We start from the raw sequence: 14,457 nt of genomic DNA, 5'->3' as shown, positions 1-14,457 counted from the left end.
GTGGTGTGGGGCCGGGTCAGTCCAGGGCTTTTTCCAGCGCAAAGCGCGGTATCGTCTGGCCGTCTTTCTCCACGGTTTCTGAAAACATCGCCAGGGGGCGTGCCCACACGCCGAATTCATCATACAGAGCCCGGTAGATGGCCAGTTGTTCCCCGGTTTCACTGTGGGTGGCGATTTCCATCAAATGGTAGAGATTGCCCTTGTAGTGGCGATAGATGCCTTTCTGCATATTGGTGTCTTCGTCTGTATCGGGTTGCGGGGCGTCAGCTCATGTGGAACGGAGACAGCTGGATCTGGCTCACGCGCTGGCCGTGCAGCACCGCGACTCCGCCATAGCGGCGCTCCCCGGTAGAGGTGAATTCAAATTCGTACTGTCGCTGCAGGCGCACCTGGCCGCTGCGATCCCGCTTCAGGCGGGTGCGGGCGAGCATCACCGTATCGTCCAGCAGTTGTACACCGGTGTCCGCACAGTGGCTCTTGACGATGCGGCGCACGCGATCCTTTGCCGCCATGCCGGCCCAGAAGTACCAGGCCGCCAGGCCGATCAGGAATAGCCACACGAGGTCGCCGAGTGAGTAATACATAGGTACTTTGATTGCTATATCATCTGAACGCGCAAGAATACCACCAGAGGAGGGAGTATGCCCGGCACGATTCTCATCACCGGCTGTAATCGCGGTATCGGTCTGGAAATGACCCGGCAATTTGCCGCGGATGGCTGGCAGGTGGTCGCCACCTGTCGCAATCCTTCAGCTGCCTGGGAGCTCAGCGAGCTCGCCGAGGCCCACGACAATATCGAGATCCACGGCCTGGACGTGACCGATTACGCGCAAATGGCCGAGCTGGCAAAGGACCTGGAGGGCCGCTCCCTGGACGTCCTGGTCAGTAACGCCGGCTACTACGGCCCCAAAGGGGTAGGGCTGGGCAGTGTGGATGTGGAGGAGTGGCGCAAGGTACTGGAAGCCAACACCATCGCCCCCTACAAACTGGTGGAGACTTTTTACCCGCATATGGTGAACGGGCACTATAAGGTGGTGGGAATCCTCAGTAGCAAGGTAGGCAGTATCAGCGACAACGGTTCCGGTGGTGGTTATATCTACCGCTCCTCAAAAACCGCGGTAAACCAGGTGGCAAAAAGCCTTTCCATTGACCTCGCGGAGCAGGGTATCAAGGTGCTGGCATTGCACCCCGGCTGGGTACAAACCGATATGGGTGGCCCGAATGCGCTGATATCCGTAGAGGAGAGTGTGGCGGGATTGAAGAAAGTTTTGCTGGAAGCGGACGAGACTAGCAGTGGCCACTTCTATAATTACGATGGCACGACCATTCCCTGGTAATCCTCCCCCAAAACTTCTCTCAGGAAAGCTGGCCCGTTAGCGATCAACTGCTCTTTTCTGCGCTTGGGCCAGCGCTTGATTTCCACTTCCAGTTTTAAGGCATCGGATTTGCTGCGCATGGCGCAGTGAAAGGCGAGCGTCAGTGGTCCGCGCCCGCGCAGTGCCTTTGCGGCTTTCGGGCCACCGCTGTTGTGCTCCTCGAAGCGGCGCGCCACGTCCCGGGTAACACCGGTATACAGGCTGCCATTTTTGGTGCGGATCAGATAAACAAACCAGCCAGACAAAACAGTTTCCCAGATTAAAAAAGGCTCTGCTGATCGCCGGACTGAGGCGGCAGAGTGAACCGAGTGCAATCCAGATCCAACTTTCGTTCGTTCAGCCCCAGTTTGCGACAGGTTACCCGAAAGCGCTGCTGCAGTAACTGCGCGAATACTCCCGTGCCCCGTTGTCGCTGCCCGAACTCGCTCTGATTGTCCTTGCCGCCACGACTCTGCTGCACAATGCTCATGACGTGCTCTGCACGTTCCGGGTAATGTTCCTGCAGCCATTGTCGGAACAGTGGCGCCACTTCAAAAGGCAGCCGCAGCAGGATATACGCCGCGTGAATCGCGCCGGCACCGTGGGCGCTGTGCAGTATTTTTTCCAGCTCGGCGTCGTTCAGTGCGGGGATGATGGGGGCGGCCATAACTGCGGTGGGTATCCCGGCAGCGGCCAAAGCCTCGATGGTACGCAGGCGCGCCGCGGGCCCGGCGGTGCGGGGCTCCAGTTTGCGCTTTAACCCGTTATCCAGGGTGGTCACACTGATGCCCACATGCACAAGGTTGTCCTGGGCCATTTCCGCGAGTACCGGCAGATCGCGAAGAATCAGCTGGCTCTTGGTGACGATGGTCACGGGATGGCGGTAGTGTTGCAGGGTTTCCAGTATCTGGCGGGTGATCCGCTTGTCTTTTTCCAGTGGCTGGTAGGGGTCTGTATTGGTGCCCATGGCGATGGGACTGCACCGGTAGCCTTTTTTACGCAGCGCTTTTTCCAGCAATTCGGCTGCGTTGAGTTTGTAAAACAGCTGCGTTTCGAAATCCAGCCCCGGTGACAGGTCCATATAGGCGTGTGCCGGACGGGCATAACAGTACACGCAACCGTGTTCACATCCACGGTAGGCGTTGATGGACTGGGTAAAGGGGATATCTGGCGAGCTGTTGGTGGCTATGATCGACTTCGCCTTCTCCTCGATGGCCACGGTTTCGATCCGTTCCACTGGCTCCAGCGCCATTTCCCAGCCATCGCTCTCGCGGCTGCTCACCTGGTCCACAAAGCGACCGGCCAGGTTGCTGACGGCACCCCGGCCCTTGAGGGTACTGCGGGGATTACTTGGTGAATCGTTGGCCATGTCTTTCTTGGGGTGCTGTATGTTTGTACAGTTTATTGCCGGTCCCGGGACTGTGCAAGAGGGGCCGTGAGCACATACAATGACCGAATAGTTTTGGGTTGTGTTCAAGCGGTTTCAACGTAGGGAGCAGGGAATGGATCTTCAGGCTGTTGCGGCGATATACGCTTTTGCCGTCAAGGTATTGCAGGTGTTTGCGATGCTATTTGCCTTCGGGCTGGTGGTGCTGGTGCTATACGTGGTGTACCTGTACCTATCGGATGTGAGCCAGACCAAGCAGGCCATCCGGCGCAATTTTCCGGTGCTGGGGCGGTTCCGTTATCAGTTTGAACACCTAGGTGAGTTTTTTCGCCAGTACTTTTTTGCCCTCGACCGCGAAGAGATGCCGTTTAACCGCGCCCAGCGCAGCTGGGTGTATCGCGCGGCAAAGAATGTGGATTCCACACTCGCTTTTGGTTCCACGAGGCCCCTGAACCAGCCCGGGGATATCGTATTTCTCAATCACCCGTTTCCCACCCTGGCCAAGGATGCGGTGCCGCCCCGGGAAGTGACCGTAGGTGAGGGTGTGGCCCGACGACCCTACACCACCCGCTCGATTTTCAATATTTCCGGTATGAGTTTTGGTGCGCTGTCGGTGCCGGCGGTCAGCGCATTGTCCCGGGGAGCGGCCAAGGCGGGTATCTGGTTGAATACCGGTGAGGGGGGGCTTTCTCCGCATCATCTGGAAGGCGGTTGCGACATCGTATTTCAGATAGGTACCGCCAAATACGGTGTGCGCGATGAGGAGGGTAGGTTGTCCGATGACAAGTTGCGCGCGGTGGCGGCGCACGAACAGGTCCGGATGTTCGAGCTGAAACTCTCTCAGGGTGCCAAGCCCGGCAAGGGCGGGATTCTCCCCGGCATCAAGGTCACGCCGGAAATTGCCCATGTGCGCGGTATCCCGGTGGGTATGGATTCTATCAGCCCCAACGGGCACCCGGAGTTTCGGGATGTGGGCGGGCTGTTGGATATGATTGGCCACATCCGCGAGGTCACCGGCAAACCCACCGGATTCAAGTGCGTGATCGGTAATAGCGACTGGTTGCACGAGCTTTGTGAAACGATTCAGAAGCGCGGCCTAGACTCTGCGCCGGACTTTATCACCATCGACAGTGCTGATGGCGGCAGCGGCGCGGCTCCCCAGAGTCTGATGGATTATATGGGGCTCCCGATCAATCGCAGCCTGCCCATGGTTGTTGACCTGATTACCCAGTACGGACTGCGGGATCGCATCAAGATCATCTGTGCCGGTAAGCTGCTCACCCCATCCATGGTGGCCTGGGCGCTGGCGATGGGTGCGGACTTCGTTAATTGTGCACGGGGTTTCATGTTTGCGCTGGGTTGTATTCAGGCCATGCAGTGCAACAAGAATACCTGTCCTACGGGCGTCACTACCCACAACCCGGACCTGCAGCAGGGCCTGGACCCCATGGACAAGGCGGAGCGGGTCTACCATTACGCGCACAATATGGAACACGAGGTGGGTATGCTGGCCCACTCCTGCGGTGTGCCGGAACCGCGCCAGTTGCGACGCGCCCATGTAGAGGTCATCAACGAGCGCGGCACACCGGTCCCGCTGTCCGACCTGGTACCGGAAGTGCCACCCAAATCCCTGATCGCCTCGGATCGCGGAACCCAATAACCGGACAGCGGGAGAAGACCATGGAAGGGGTAACCACTCTGGTGGGGCAGGGCCTGTATATGGCGGTGGCCGCGGTAGTCGGCTTGGCCATTGCGCGGATACTGAAGCGCGGCAATACACTGGGCTGCCTGATTGCTGGTGTGCTCGCCGGTGTTCTGCTACCGGTACTCGATTACGATACCGGGCTGCGTGCCGAGAATATTCACCAGATGGTGTTTTTCGTGATTCTGCCGGTGCTGATTTTTGAATCTGCCTGGAAGATTGACCCGGATGTCCTGTTCCGCTGGCTGGGGCCGATTTTGCTTTTCGCCACGCTGGGGGTGCTGATTTGCGGGCTGATCACGGCGGTGTTGGTGTACTACGGTGTCCATCACCCCACAGGCTTCCCCTGGATCGCGGCGTTGCTCACCGGGGCCATTCTTGCGGCCACCGATCCTGTTTCGATTATCGCGCGGATGCGCCAGAGCCACGCCAATGAGGAGTTGTTGACCCTGGTGGAAGGGGAGAGCCTGTTCAACGATGCAGTGGCGGTCGTTCTGTTCTCTTTTATTCTGGGCATTGCCAGCCACAGTGTGATGGAAGGTGCGGTGGCAACCGGCGAGACGGTTGCCGGTGCCGGCAGTTTTGCGCTGTATTTCTCGGTACTGTTTTTTGGCGGGCTGGCGGTGGGCACACTGTGTGGCCTGCTCACTGCAATCGTCATTCTTTTTTTGGGGTCGGCAGGTGCGGCGTTGGTGGTGCTGGTGCTGGCCGCGTTTGGCAGCTTTTATCTGGGGGAGCATGTGGTGGGTGTTTCGGGGATTCTTTCGGTGATGGTCTGTGCGATTGTTTCCCGGGCCTGTTTGCGCGAGCAGCAGGAAACCTATTTAACCCACGCGTCGCCGACCTGGGAGTGGCTTGGCCTTCTGTTCAATGCGCTGATCTTTGTGATCATGGGCCTGGTGATTACCTTCGAGATGTTTACCGATCAATGGCTGGCGATGATCATCGCGATTGTGGCGGCAATCGGTGCGCGGGGATTGGCAGTATTCATGCTGTCCCCGCTGGCCCGCTTCGTAGGGCCGCCCATTCCGCAGAGTTGGCGCTTGATTTTAAGCTGGGGTGGTTTGCGCGGCGTGATTGCGGTGGCGCTGGTGCTGTCGCTGCCAACAGAGTTGCCTTACTGGTGGACAGTACAGTCGATGGTGTTTGGTGTGGTGCTGTTTTCCCTACTGGTGCAGGGCACAACCAGCGCGCGCCTGATCAGGAAGCTGGGGCTGTAACTTCAACCTGGGCAAGGTGGTGCATCCAGGTCGACTGGTTGTGCCCCGTTTCAGACTCTCCCTTACGGGAGTAAAAGAGATGGCCTGCGAGGCCGAGAACAATAAGTGCGAAGATCAGTACACCGATGACTCTGAGCATTGATTTCTTGTTCCTCGTGGCGATAAGCCGTATAGCTACACGGCGAAGGTGGCAGGAACAGAGTATGGGGCGCGCTCAGTCCCGCTCATGCACAGTTGTTTTAATATAGCTCCCCCGGGGCTGGTAGTAGTGAGAAAGCGTCGATGCATATGTCCCTACACGGCCTAGCTGATCTGCAAATGGCTTGAATAACAGTTCATCCAGATTGAAACTGATTCCTACGAAAAGCTCGCTTTTGCGCTCTGGAATATAAGGTGCATCCGATGCCTTGAAGCCCCGTGCTGAATAGCCCAGGTTAAACTCCAGATATTTGAGCGGGGTATCGCGCAAGGCGGGTATTCCCGCCGCCTTTAGCGCAAGAAGGTAGCGCATACCGCTGTAATCGGTGACAGGGTGGAAGCCTTTCATGCCCTCGGAAGGTCGGTAATCTAATCGGTAGTCGAGAAGCTCCTTGACTCTGGGGTATCGGGTTCTCAAGTAAGAAAACGCAACGCCAGTGGAGTTCAGGATTACGTCTTCGTAAGAGAATCCATGATCGGCGGAATATCCATCAAAGACTTCCACATAAAGCATCAGGCTGCTTGCCCATAGCGCACTGTAAGTGGCTGCAAACTCGGGGGTGTTGTCACGCGACAGGCCATTACTGATCGCTTCCGCAATCAGATAGGAGGAGTACATATGGCCTAGTTTGTCGATCCCGCCGCTGCCGGTATCCATCCCAAACCACCCTTCGTCGTTGAATTTGAACGAAGCGCTTCCCCAGTTCCATTCCTTTACACCGAGGTAGGTAATTCCACCAACCGCAGCGCCAATTTCGTATTTTGCGTCAAATAGGGATTTTTTGGTGCCTTCCCAGTTGATGAACTCGGCGAAGACGGGGTGTGGCCACAGAGACACCAGCACGAATAAGTAGCGGCGTAGCGCTGCAAAACACTGCATGTATCGAATCCTGTACTTTCGGGATGCGTAAAAAAGGGAGGAGCGCTTTGACAGGGAGGCCTACGAGTCAGACCGAGTCGCGACGAACTGAATGGCACCTGTTTCTTTCGGCCGGAAAGTACAGGATCAGTTAAAAAAGTGCAATCCGGTGGCGTGACCTGCCTGTAGAGGATTAGTGGCTTCCGTTTGAGGGGCTAGCTGGCTGAATAGGCTGTAACCAGTTTTGGTTAAATTTTGACCTTCAGGGCGGGCGGGTGAATTTACGCGAATACGATTTGGCTCTCTGATCACTTCATTTCGTCTCATTGATCAATGCGTCTGCAGGTCAGTACTCACCGGGCTAAGCTAATTCAGCAAAATTTGTCAGGGAGTTAGGTATATGTCCTGTGTGTGGCGAAAATTTTCTGCGGCGTTATTGCAGGTTTTTTCAGCTGCGGCTTTGAGTGCTGGGTTGGTGTCGCAGGCAATGGCGGACGGATCTGCAAATATGTTGCCGAGTATGAGTGCCCTTGGTGCAGAGGTATCCTCCGCTTCGGAGACAGCCTCTGAGAACCCCCTGGCTGGTGAGCGGCAATTGGCCGGCCGGGAGCCAGTGTCTACACGTGGCGATAGCGATTCACTGGCGCCTCAGGGGACCATACCTTTGGTTAGCGATCGAATTCAGGCTGTTCGCGATGCGGTCAATAATCCATTTTCACTGGCCTCGCATAAGGCAAATTATGTGCTGCCTATCGCTTACCGGGATATTTCTGAAGAGCTGTTTGCAGCTGAGAACCGCTATGGAATGCAAACCGTGGAACCTGCAGAGGTGCAGTTTCAGCTTTCGCTTCAAGTGCCGCTGTGGAGCGGTTTTCTTGGGGCGGATTCATTTCTCAGCGCTGCTTATACCAACCGGAGCTTCTGGCAGGCCTATGCTCAGTCTGGCCCCTTTCGCGAAATTAATCATGAAGTGGAATTGTTGGCAACCTGGACAAGCAACTGGCACATTTTGGGTTTTCGGAATGTTGTTTCGCAGGCCGGCATAAGTCACCAGTCGAACGGCCGTAGCGGTGCTTACTCGCGAGGGTGGAATCGCGTGTTCGTTGACTTCACCTTTGAAAACGGCGGATATTTTGTCGGAATAAAGCCCTGGTACCGACTCTCAACGGATCCGGATGCGGGAAGAGGCCCCGATCTGGACGACCATTTTGGAAATTTTGAGCTGTCCGGGGGTTATCGATCGGGCGGTTACACCTCTTCGATAAAAGTACGTAACAACCTGAGTTCGCAAAACTATGGTGCGATTGAACTTAACTGGAAGTTTCCGATAACCACTCGAGTGCGCGGTTTTGTGAAATACTTTGACGGTTATGGAGAAAGTTTGATCGACTATTCAGTGCGTGTACGGACCCTGGGCATCGGCTTTGAGTTGGCTCCTGGTTTTCTTTAGGACTTAATAAGCCCTTCTGATGAAGGGCTGTGAATGTGTTGACTGATTTGAGCTAAGGGATACTTGCGCATCCCTATAGTTAGACCTGGATAGGCTACTGCCAGTTCAGAATAACCTTGCCCGACTCGCCTGAACCCATGGTGTCAAAACCAGTCTGGAACTCATCCACGGAAAACTGGTGGGTAATGATCGGGGAAAGGTCGAGACCGGACTGAATCAGGCTGGCCATTTTGTACCACGTCTCGAACATTTCCCGGCCGTAGATACCTTTCAGGATCAGGCCCTTGAAAATCACCTGGCTCCAGTCGATCGCCATTTCACCCGGAGGAATCCCCAGCATCGCGATCTTGCCACCGTGGTTCATGGCGGAGAGCATATCCCGGAAGGCCACGGCAACGCCGGACATCTCCAGGCCAACATCAAAGCCCTCGGTCATGCCGATATCTTTCATCACATCGGTGAGCTTTTCCTTGCTGACATTGACGGTGCGGGTCGCGCCCATTTTCTTCGCCAGATCCAGGCGGTAATCGTTGATATCGGTAATCACTACATGGCGTGCACCCACATGACGGGCGACGGCTGCGGCCATAATACCGATAGGGCCGGCACCGGTAATCAGGACATCTTCACCCACCAGGTCGAACGACAGTGCGGTGTGCACTGCATTGCCGAACGGGTCAAAGATGGAAGCCAGTTCGTCGGAAATATTGTCCGGGATCTTGAACGCATTCAGTGCCGGGATCACCAGGTACTCAGCGAAGGCACCCTGGCGGTCCACGCCCACGCCGTAGGTGTTGCGGCACAGATGGCGGCGTCCGGCGCGGCAGTTACGACAGTGGCCACAGGTGATGTGGCCTTCGCCGGAAACGCGGTCGCCCACTTTGAAGCCGGCCACTTCCTGGCCCATACCGACCACTTCGCCCACATATTCGTGGCCTACAACCATCGGAACCGGAATGGTCTTCTGTGACCACTCGTCCCAGTTGTAGATGTGCATATCGGTACCGCAGATGGCGGTCTTGCGAATCTTGATCAGCAGGTCGTTGTGCCCGGGTTCCGGTACCTCGACATCGGTCATCCAGATGCCGGGTTCAGACTTGAGTTTGGATAATGCTTTCATAAATACCGCTTAGATAATCTCGAGTTCTTTGCCGACTTCAATAAATGCATCGATGCAGCGATCCAGCTGTTCGCGGGTGTGCGCCGCGGACATCTGGGTGCGGATGCGGGCCTGTCCCTTGGGCACAACGGGATAGAAGAAGCCGACCACGTAGATACCTTTCTCCAGCATCTTGTCGGCCATTTTCTGGGCCAGGGCGGCGTCGCCGATCATCACCGGGATGATGGCGTGGTCGGCACCGGCGAGGGTGAAGCCTGCTTCGGTCATACGCTTGCGGAAGTACTGGGAGTTTTCCTGCAGCTGGTCCCGCAGTTCTCCACCTTCCACCAGCATGTCCAGCACCTTCAGGGACGCGGTGACGATGGCGGGCGCCACGGAGTTGGAGAAGAGGTAAGGGCGCGAGCGCTGGCGCAGCAGGTCGATGATTTCCTTGCGACCGGAGGTGAAGCCGCCGGAGGCGCCACCCAGGGCTTTGCCGAGGGTGCCGGTAATGATGTCGACGCGCTCGACGACATCGCAGTATTCGTGGGTGCCGCGGCCGTGCTGGCCGAGGAAGCCGACGGCGTGGGAGTCGTCGACCATGACCAGGGCGTTGTATTTATCCGCGAGGTCGCAGATACCCTTGAGGTCGGCGATGACGCCGTCCATGGAGAAGACGCCATCGGTGGCAATCAGTTTGGTTTTTGCACCGGCGGCGTCGGCGGCTTTCAGCTGCTCTTCGAGATCTGCCAGGTCGTTGTTGGCATAGCGGAAGCGCTTGGCTTTACACAGGCGCACGCCGTCGATGATGGAGGCGTGGTTGAGGGCGTCGGAGATGATGGCATCGTCCGGGCCCAGCAGGGTTTCGAACAGGCCACCGTTGGCGTCGAAACAGGAGGTGTAAAGGATGGTGTCTTCTGTCTGCAAAAATTCTGAGAGCTGGAATTCCAGAGCCTTGTGAATGTCCTGGGTGCCGCAGATAAAGCGCACGGAGGCCATGCCGAAGCCGTACTGGTCGAGGCCATCTTTGGCGGCCTGGATCAGGTCGGGGTGGTTGGCGAGCCCGAGGTAGTTGTTGGCGCAGAAGTTGAGTACCTGGCTGTCGTTGTTGACCTGGATCTCGGCACTCTGCTGGGAGGTAATGATGCGCTCGCGCTTGTAGAGACCGTCGGCTTCGATCTGCTTCAGTTCATCGCGCAGGTGCTGGAAAAATTGCTCGGGCTTGGACATGACGTTGTTATTGGCTCCTGTAGTGCTTTTGGCAAAAGGGCTATGTTCTGGGGAGGTCTTCCCAATTAACGACTGTTATGGCGGTGACGCTGGTGAACTGCCGTAAGTGTAGGTTGGGGCGTCATCTATGACGATCACCCGCCTTTTTGATGAAAATTAGCTATCCAACCAGCTCACAGGCCTTGTGGGCCGTGACTGGCGCGTCGCTGGCTCGGCAATGGGTGGCGAAGGCCAGCGCGTCTTCCGTCGAGTCGAACAGCAATTGCCACAACAGTTGTCGATCATTGCGTTTGACCGCCCGGACCGCTGTGCGACTGCGCTGCGGGGCAATCTGGATTTCGATAACGTCGGTGCTGGTAATCTGGAATTCGGACATGTTCCCTCCAAAAATTCTGGAGGGCTGACGGCGGAAGACACGATTGAATAAACCGTATCCCGGTTGGATTGCACAGCTGGTCCGAACAACTCGGTTACCAGCAAGAGCCCCATCCCCTGCACATTCTGTGAAGGGAAACCACCTTGCCCCGGTAGGCAGGTTGGCGTTGGCGTCAGCCACTCTCTTGATGTCGGGAGCAAAGATAGCGATGGCGGAACACTCAGTCAACCGCGCCGCCACTACGGGCGGCGCGTCAGAGTTTTATCCGGGAAGCTGCACGGATTTCAGTTCAATGAACTCGTCCAGGCCCGCTGCGCCAAATTCACGCCCATTGCCAGAGCGCTTTACGCCGCCGAAGGGTGCGTCGTAATTGAATTCACCGCCGTTGACGAAGCAGAGGCCGGCTTCAATGCGGCGCACGACGGGCATCGCTGCCTCGGCGTCTTTGGCCCAGACGCCGCTGGAGAGACCGTACTCGGTGTCGTTGGCAATGGCGATGGCTTCGTCCATGTCCTTGTAGGGAATCATGCAGGTAACGGGGCCGAAGATTTCTTCGCGGGCGATGGCCATGTCGTTGGTGACATCGGCAAAGACCGTGGGTTTCACGTAGAAGCCGCTGGGAAAGTTCTCGGGTGGTTCACTGCCACCGGCAACCAGGCGGGCGCCTTCGGCGATACCTTTGTCGATATAGCCGCGCACGATGTCGCGCTGGCGGGCAGAGGAGAGGGGGCCCATAAAGTCGTCGCTGCCGGTGCCGATGGCGACTTCTTCGGCGACTTTCTTGGCGATGTCTACCGCTTCCTCGTAACGTTCGGCGGGTACCAGCATGCGGGTCAGGGCGGTGCAGGTTTGTCCGGTGTTGATGAAGACATCTTCACAGCCCCAGCGCACGGCGGCTTCCAGGTCGGCACCGGGGGTAATGATCAACGGCGACTTGCCGCCCAGCTCCTGGGTAACCCGCTTGACCGTGGGGGCCGCGGATTTGGCCACTTCGATACCGGCGCGGGTGGAGCCGGTGAAGGACACCATGTCGATATCCACGTGGCTGGACAGCGCTGCGCCAACGATCGGCCCGGCACCGGGCACCAGGTTGAAAACACCGGCGGGCAGGCCGGCGGCGTCGATGATTTCTGCCATCACGTAATCCTGAAGCGGGGTGAGTTCCGAGGGCTTCTGGATCATGGTGCAGCCGGCGGCGAGGGCCGGGGCCACTTTGCCCACGAACTGGTGCAGGGGGTAGTTCCAGGGGGTGATAAACCCGCACACGCCTACCGGTTCTTTCAGTACCACGGAGTGGCCGGCTTTTTCGGTTTCCTCCATCAGTGCGGCGCGGTCGGCGTAGTAGCGCATGGCGTAGATGGGGCCGTCGATATGCAGCCATTCGGTAATGTGTGGTGGGCAGCCAAGGGCCTGGGATACGGCATCGATCAGGTCCTGTTTACGCGCTTCCATGCCGTCGGCGATGGCGTGCATCAGGGCCTGGCGTTTGGCAGCGCGGCTGTGGCGCCATTCCTTGAATGCAGCTTTGGCGGCGGCTACTGCATCATCCACATCTTCGAGTGTGCCCTGGATTACCTCGCACAGGGTTTCTTCGGTGGCGGGGTTGATGACGGGATGCAGGCTGCCGCCCTTGGAATCGCGCCACTCGCCATTGATGTAGAGCTGTTGCGTGTTGAGTTTTGATACGTCCATTGCGTCAGTTTCCGGTTTTGAAGTTTGGCTGAGCGGATAGCGCGGTAAACCATCTATCGGCTCATTGAATAGTTTTTATCGCGATGCGCTGATCATCGCATTCAAGGGGCGGTGATCTCGATCAATGTCGGGCCCTTGCGCGCGAATGCTTCCGCCACCGCTTCGCTCAATTGTTCCGGGCGATCAATGCGACAGCCCTCGGCACCGAAAGCGCGGGCGAGGGTGACAAAATCCGGTGCGTGCAGATTGACGCCTTCCTGTTCAACCGCGGCTTCATCCATAAAGTCGCGGATCTCACCGTAGCCGCTGTTGTTCCATACCAAGATTGGCAGTGCCAGTTTCTGCTCCACCGCCGCAGCAAGTTCACCGAGGGTGAACATAATACCGCCGTCGCCAATCAGTCCGATCACCGGGCGCGGGCTCGCCAGGGCTGCGCCGATGGCGGCAGGCAGTGCGAAACCCAGTGTGCCGTAGCCGGTAGTGCAGGTGATGTGGCTGCGCGCCTGGTACAGGGGCAGGGCGTGGTTGGTGTTGTAGGCCAGCTGAGTAGAGTCGGTTACCAGAATGCCCTCTGCAGGCAGCGCATCGCGTAGGGCCTGTACCCAGGGTAAGCGCTCCTCGGATCCAGGCCACCACTCTGTGCGACACGCATGCAGCAGGGATTCCACTTCTGCCGCGGCCGACTGGCGGCGGGGTTCCCCACTATCGGTGACCGCATCAGAGAGACTCGCGAGGGTGATGCCCGCATCCGCGCAGATAGCGAGGTCCGGCTGCGCATTGCACACCAGTTGTGCGGGGTCGATATCCACCCGGATGAGTTTGCCGCGGAACTGGTAGTTTTCACGCACCAGATTGCGGTCGGTTTCCGCCAGCTCGGTACCGACGGCGAGTACCACGTCGGCAGATTCGATGCGCTCGCGCACACAGGCAAAGCTCAGGTTGGCGCCGCCACACAGGGGATGGCGTTCGTCTACGATGCCTTTGGCGGCGAGGGATTCGAATACCGGTGCGGCGAGTTTTTCTGCCAGTTCAGTGGCGGCTTTGCCGCACCGCTGTGCGCCTCCGCCGAGCAGGATCACAGGCTTTTCTGCTGAACTCAGCCAATCGGCGGCGGTGTCAATCGTATTGCTGTCAGTGCCCGGCAGGCTCGGTGCCGGGGCGGCGCGGTAATCTGTCAGTTGCCCGGGCATGGGCGCCGGAAACAGGTCGATGGGGATTTCGATATGCACCGGGCCCGGTCGACTGCCGCGCATCAACTGGAAAGCACGCGCGAGCACTTCCGGCAGTTGCTGTGCGCTGGTCAGTGCGTGCTGCCAGATGCAGAAACCGCGGCTCACGTCCTGCTGTCGCGGCAGTTCATGCAGGCGACCGCGGCCCATGCCGAGGTCCTCGCGACGGTTGACGGCACTGATTACCAGCATGGGAATGGAGTCGGAGTAGGCCTGCGCCATGGCCGTTGCAGCATTGGTTACCCCCGGGCCGGTAATCAGGAAGCAAACCCCCGGGTTACCGCTGGCGCGCGCATATCCATCCGCCATAAAGGCCGCACCCTGTTCGTGGCGTGGCGTGATATGGGTCAAGCCACTGCCGGGCAGGCCCCGGTACAGTTCAATGGTGTGCACGCCGGGAATACCGAATACGGTATCGACGTCGTACTGGCGCAGCAGGTGCATCAGTACCTGGGCGCAGGAGGGGTTTTGTGGATCTTGATGTTCAGCCGTGTGCATGGACGATACCCCGACTCTCTTGTGGGTTTTTATCAGTTGGATGATCAGGTTTTCGATCAGATTTGCGCCGGAGCCTAGCGGGCCAGCATGCACCCTGCAAGCGTCCGCAGACTCTGCGTTTCCGCCGGGGAATACGCCGGATAATTGAGTGTAGTCACAGCC

At 57.9% G+C, this 14,457-nt stretch carries 14 protein-coding genes and 1 riboswitch; of the genes, 4 read left to right on the top strand and 10 right to left on the bottom strand.

All coding sequences use genetic code 11. From position 1 onward, the window contains the following. Positions 1-16: 16 nt before the first annotated feature. Together HUW35_RS18455 and HUW35_RS18450 are read right to left on the bottom strand one after the other, a co-directional pair. Positions 17-229: a DUF1653 domain-containing protein gene (locus HUW35_RS18455; protein ID WP_078084587.1), complete on the bottom strand. Its 213-nt coding sequence runs from the start codon at positions 227-229 to the stop codon at positions 17-19. Between the two features lie 34 nt (positions 230-263). After that, positions 264-584 (bottom strand): DUF3301 domain-containing protein, encoded by a 321-nt coding sequence (locus tag HUW35_RS18450; protein WP_181253658.1) that lies wholly within the window; start codon positions 582-584, stop codon positions 264-266. Between the two features lie 57 nt (positions 585-641). On the opposite strand from HUW35_RS18450, the gene HUW35_RS18445 reads away from it, so the two are divergent. Beyond that, positions 642-1,337, top strand: a complete 696-nt coding sequence (locus HUW35_RS18445; protein ID WP_181253657.1) for an SDR family oxidoreductase — start codon at positions 642-644, stop codon at positions 1,335-1,337. Here the strand turns inward: HUW35_RS18445 and HUW35_RS18440 are convergent. Both HUW35_RS18440 and HUW35_RS18435 read right to left on the bottom strand, forming a co-directional pair. Beyond that, positions 1,310-1,621 carry a GIY-YIG nuclease family protein gene (locus tag HUW35_RS18440; protein WP_181253656.1) on the bottom strand — a complete coding sequence of 104 codons (312 nt, stop codon included), beginning with the start codon at positions 1,619-1,621 and terminating at the stop codon, positions 1,310-1,312. The genes HUW35_RS18445 and HUW35_RS18440 overlap by 28 nt on opposite strands. A gap of 14 nt (positions 1,622-1,635) precedes the next feature. Next, the gene (locus HUW35_RS18435; RefSeq protein ID WP_181253655.1) at positions 1,636-2,724 is read right to left on the bottom strand and encodes a PA0069 family radical SAM protein; all 1,089 of its coding nucleotides are present in this window, start codon (positions 2,722-2,724) and stop codon (positions 1,636-1,638) included. A 133-nt stretch (positions 2,725-2,857) separates the two neighbouring features. Here HUW35_RS18435 and HUW35_RS18430 point away from each other — a divergent pair, with 133 nt between their 5' ends. Both HUW35_RS18430 and HUW35_RS18425 read left to right on the top strand, forming a co-directional pair. After that, positions 2,858-4,402 (top strand): FMN-binding glutamate synthase family protein, encoded by a 1,545-nt coding sequence (locus HUW35_RS18430; RefSeq protein ID WP_181253654.1) that lies wholly within the window; start codon positions 2,858-2,860, stop codon positions 4,400-4,402. Positions 4,403-4,422: 20 nt separating this feature from the next. After that, positions 4,423-5,664, top strand: coding sequence for a sodium:proton antiporter (locus tag HUW35_RS18425; RefSeq protein WP_181253653.1), 1,242 nt, complete (start codon positions 4,423-4,425; stop codon positions 5,662-5,664). Positions 5,665-5,878: 214 nt separating this feature from the next. Here the strand turns inward: HUW35_RS18425 and HUW35_RS18420 are convergent, their stop codons facing one another. Continuing rightward, a complete protein-coding gene (locus HUW35_RS18420) occupies positions 5,879-6,742 on the bottom strand; it encodes a DUF2279 domain-containing protein (RefSeq protein ID WP_181253652.1) in 864 nt (287 codons plus the stop codon). A gap of 379 nt (positions 6,743-7,121) precedes the next feature. Here HUW35_RS18420 and HUW35_RS18415 point away from each other — a divergent pair, with 379 nt between their 5' ends. Then, a complete protein-coding gene (locus tag HUW35_RS18415) occupies positions 7,122-8,171 on the top strand; it encodes a phospholipase A (protein ID WP_181253651.1) in 1,050 nt (349 codons plus the stop codon). Positions 8,172-8,265: 94 nt separating this feature from the next. On the opposite strand, the gene tdh is transcribed toward HUW35_RS18415, so the two are convergent. The 5 genes from tdh to HUW35_RS18390 all read right to left on the bottom strand — a co-directional run bounded on the left by tdh (position 8,266) and on the right by HUW35_RS18390 (position 14,295). Continuing rightward, the gene (gene tdh, locus HUW35_RS18410) at positions 8,266-9,291 is read right to left on the bottom strand and encodes an L-threonine 3-dehydrogenase (RefSeq protein WP_181253650.1); all 1,026 of its coding nucleotides are present in this window, start codon (positions 9,289-9,291) and stop codon (positions 8,266-8,268) included. 9 nt (positions 9,292-9,300) lie between these two features. Continuing rightward, the gene (locus tag HUW35_RS18405; protein WP_181253649.1) at positions 9,301-10,500 is read right to left on the bottom strand and encodes a glycine C-acetyltransferase; all 1,200 of its coding nucleotides are present in this window, start codon (positions 10,498-10,500) and stop codon (positions 9,301-9,303) included. 160 nt (positions 10,501-10,660) lie between these two features. Continuing rightward, entirely contained in the window at positions 10,661-10,876 is a 216-nt protein-coding gene (locus tag HUW35_RS18400) for a hypothetical protein (RefSeq protein ID WP_078082660.1), read from the bottom strand. 80 nt (positions 10,877-10,956) lie between these two features. Further along, positions 10,957-11,072, bottom strand: a riboswitch (SAM-I-IV-variant riboswitch). Between the two features lie 65 nt (positions 11,073-11,137). Continuing rightward, complete coding sequence (locus HUW35_RS18395) at positions 11,138-12,568, bottom strand: aldehyde dehydrogenase family protein (protein ID WP_181253648.1); 1,431 nt, start codon at positions 12,566-12,568, stop codon at positions 11,138-11,140. A 101-nt stretch (positions 12,569-12,669) separates the two neighbouring features. Beyond that, complete coding sequence (locus HUW35_RS18390) at positions 12,670-14,295, bottom strand: 5-guanidino-2-oxopentanoate decarboxylase (RefSeq protein WP_181253647.1); 1,626 nt, start codon at positions 14,293-14,295, stop codon at positions 12,670-12,672. Between the last annotated feature and the right edge of the window lie 162 nt (positions 14,296-14,457).

The sequence above is a fragment of the Microbulbifer sp. YPW1 genome (assembly GCF_013367775.1).
GTDB lineage: Bacteria > Pseudomonadota > Gammaproteobacteria > Pseudomonadales > Cellvibrionaceae > Microbulbifer.
This window is presented reverse-complemented; position numbering and strand designations above follow the sequence as displayed.

Bases quoted from the DNA above. Each gene is read 5' to 3' on its own strand.
- HUW35_RS18435 (WP_181253655.1), bottom strand. From the start codon at position 2,724: ATGGCCAACGATTCACCAAGTAATCCCCGCAGTACCCTCAAGGGCCGG.
- HUW35_RS18430 (WP_181253654.1), top strand. From the start codon at position 2,858: ATGGATCTTCAGGCTGTTGCGGCGATATACGCTTTTGCCGTCAAGGTA.
- HUW35_RS18415 (WP_181253651.1), top strand. From the start codon at position 7,122: ATGTCCTGTGTGTGGCGAAAATTTTCTGCGGCGTTATTGCAGGTTTTT.
- HUW35_RS18395 (WP_181253648.1), bottom strand. From the start codon at position 12,568: ATGGACGTATCAAAACTCAACACGCAACAGCTCTACATCAATGGCGAG.
- HUW35_RS18390 (WP_181253647.1), bottom strand. From the start codon at position 14,295: ATGCACACGGCTGAACATCAAGATCCACAAAACCCCTCCTGCGCCCAG.
- HUW35_RS18405 (WP_181253649.1), bottom strand. From the start codon at position 10,500: ATGTCCAAGCCCGAGCAATTTTTCCAGCACCTGCGCGATGAACTGAAG.
- HUW35_RS18445 (WP_181253657.1), top strand. From the start codon at position 642: ATGCCCGGCACGATTCTCATCACCGGCTGTAATCGCGGTATCGGTCTG.
- tdh (WP_181253650.1), bottom strand. From the start codon at position 9,291: ATGAAAGCATTATCCAAACTCAAGTCTGAACCCGGCATCTGGATGACC.
- HUW35_RS18420 (WP_181253652.1), bottom strand. From the start codon at position 6,742: ATGCAGTGTTTTGCAGCGCTACGCCGCTACTTATTCGTGCTGGTGTCT.
- HUW35_RS18400 (WP_078082660.1), bottom strand. From the start codon at position 10,876: ATGTCCGAATTCCAGATTACCAGCACCGACGTTATCGAAATCCAGATT.
- HUW35_RS18450 (WP_181253658.1), bottom strand. From the start codon at position 584: ATGTATTACTCACTCGGCGACCTCGTGTGGCTATTCCTGATCGGCCTG.
- HUW35_RS18455 (WP_078084587.1), bottom strand. From the start codon at position 229: ATGCAGAAAGGCATCTATCGCCACTACAAGGGCAATCTCTACCATTTG.
- HUW35_RS18425 (WP_181253653.1), top strand. From the start codon at position 4,423: ATGGAAGGGGTAACCACTCTGGTGGGGCAGGGCCTGTATATGGCGGTG.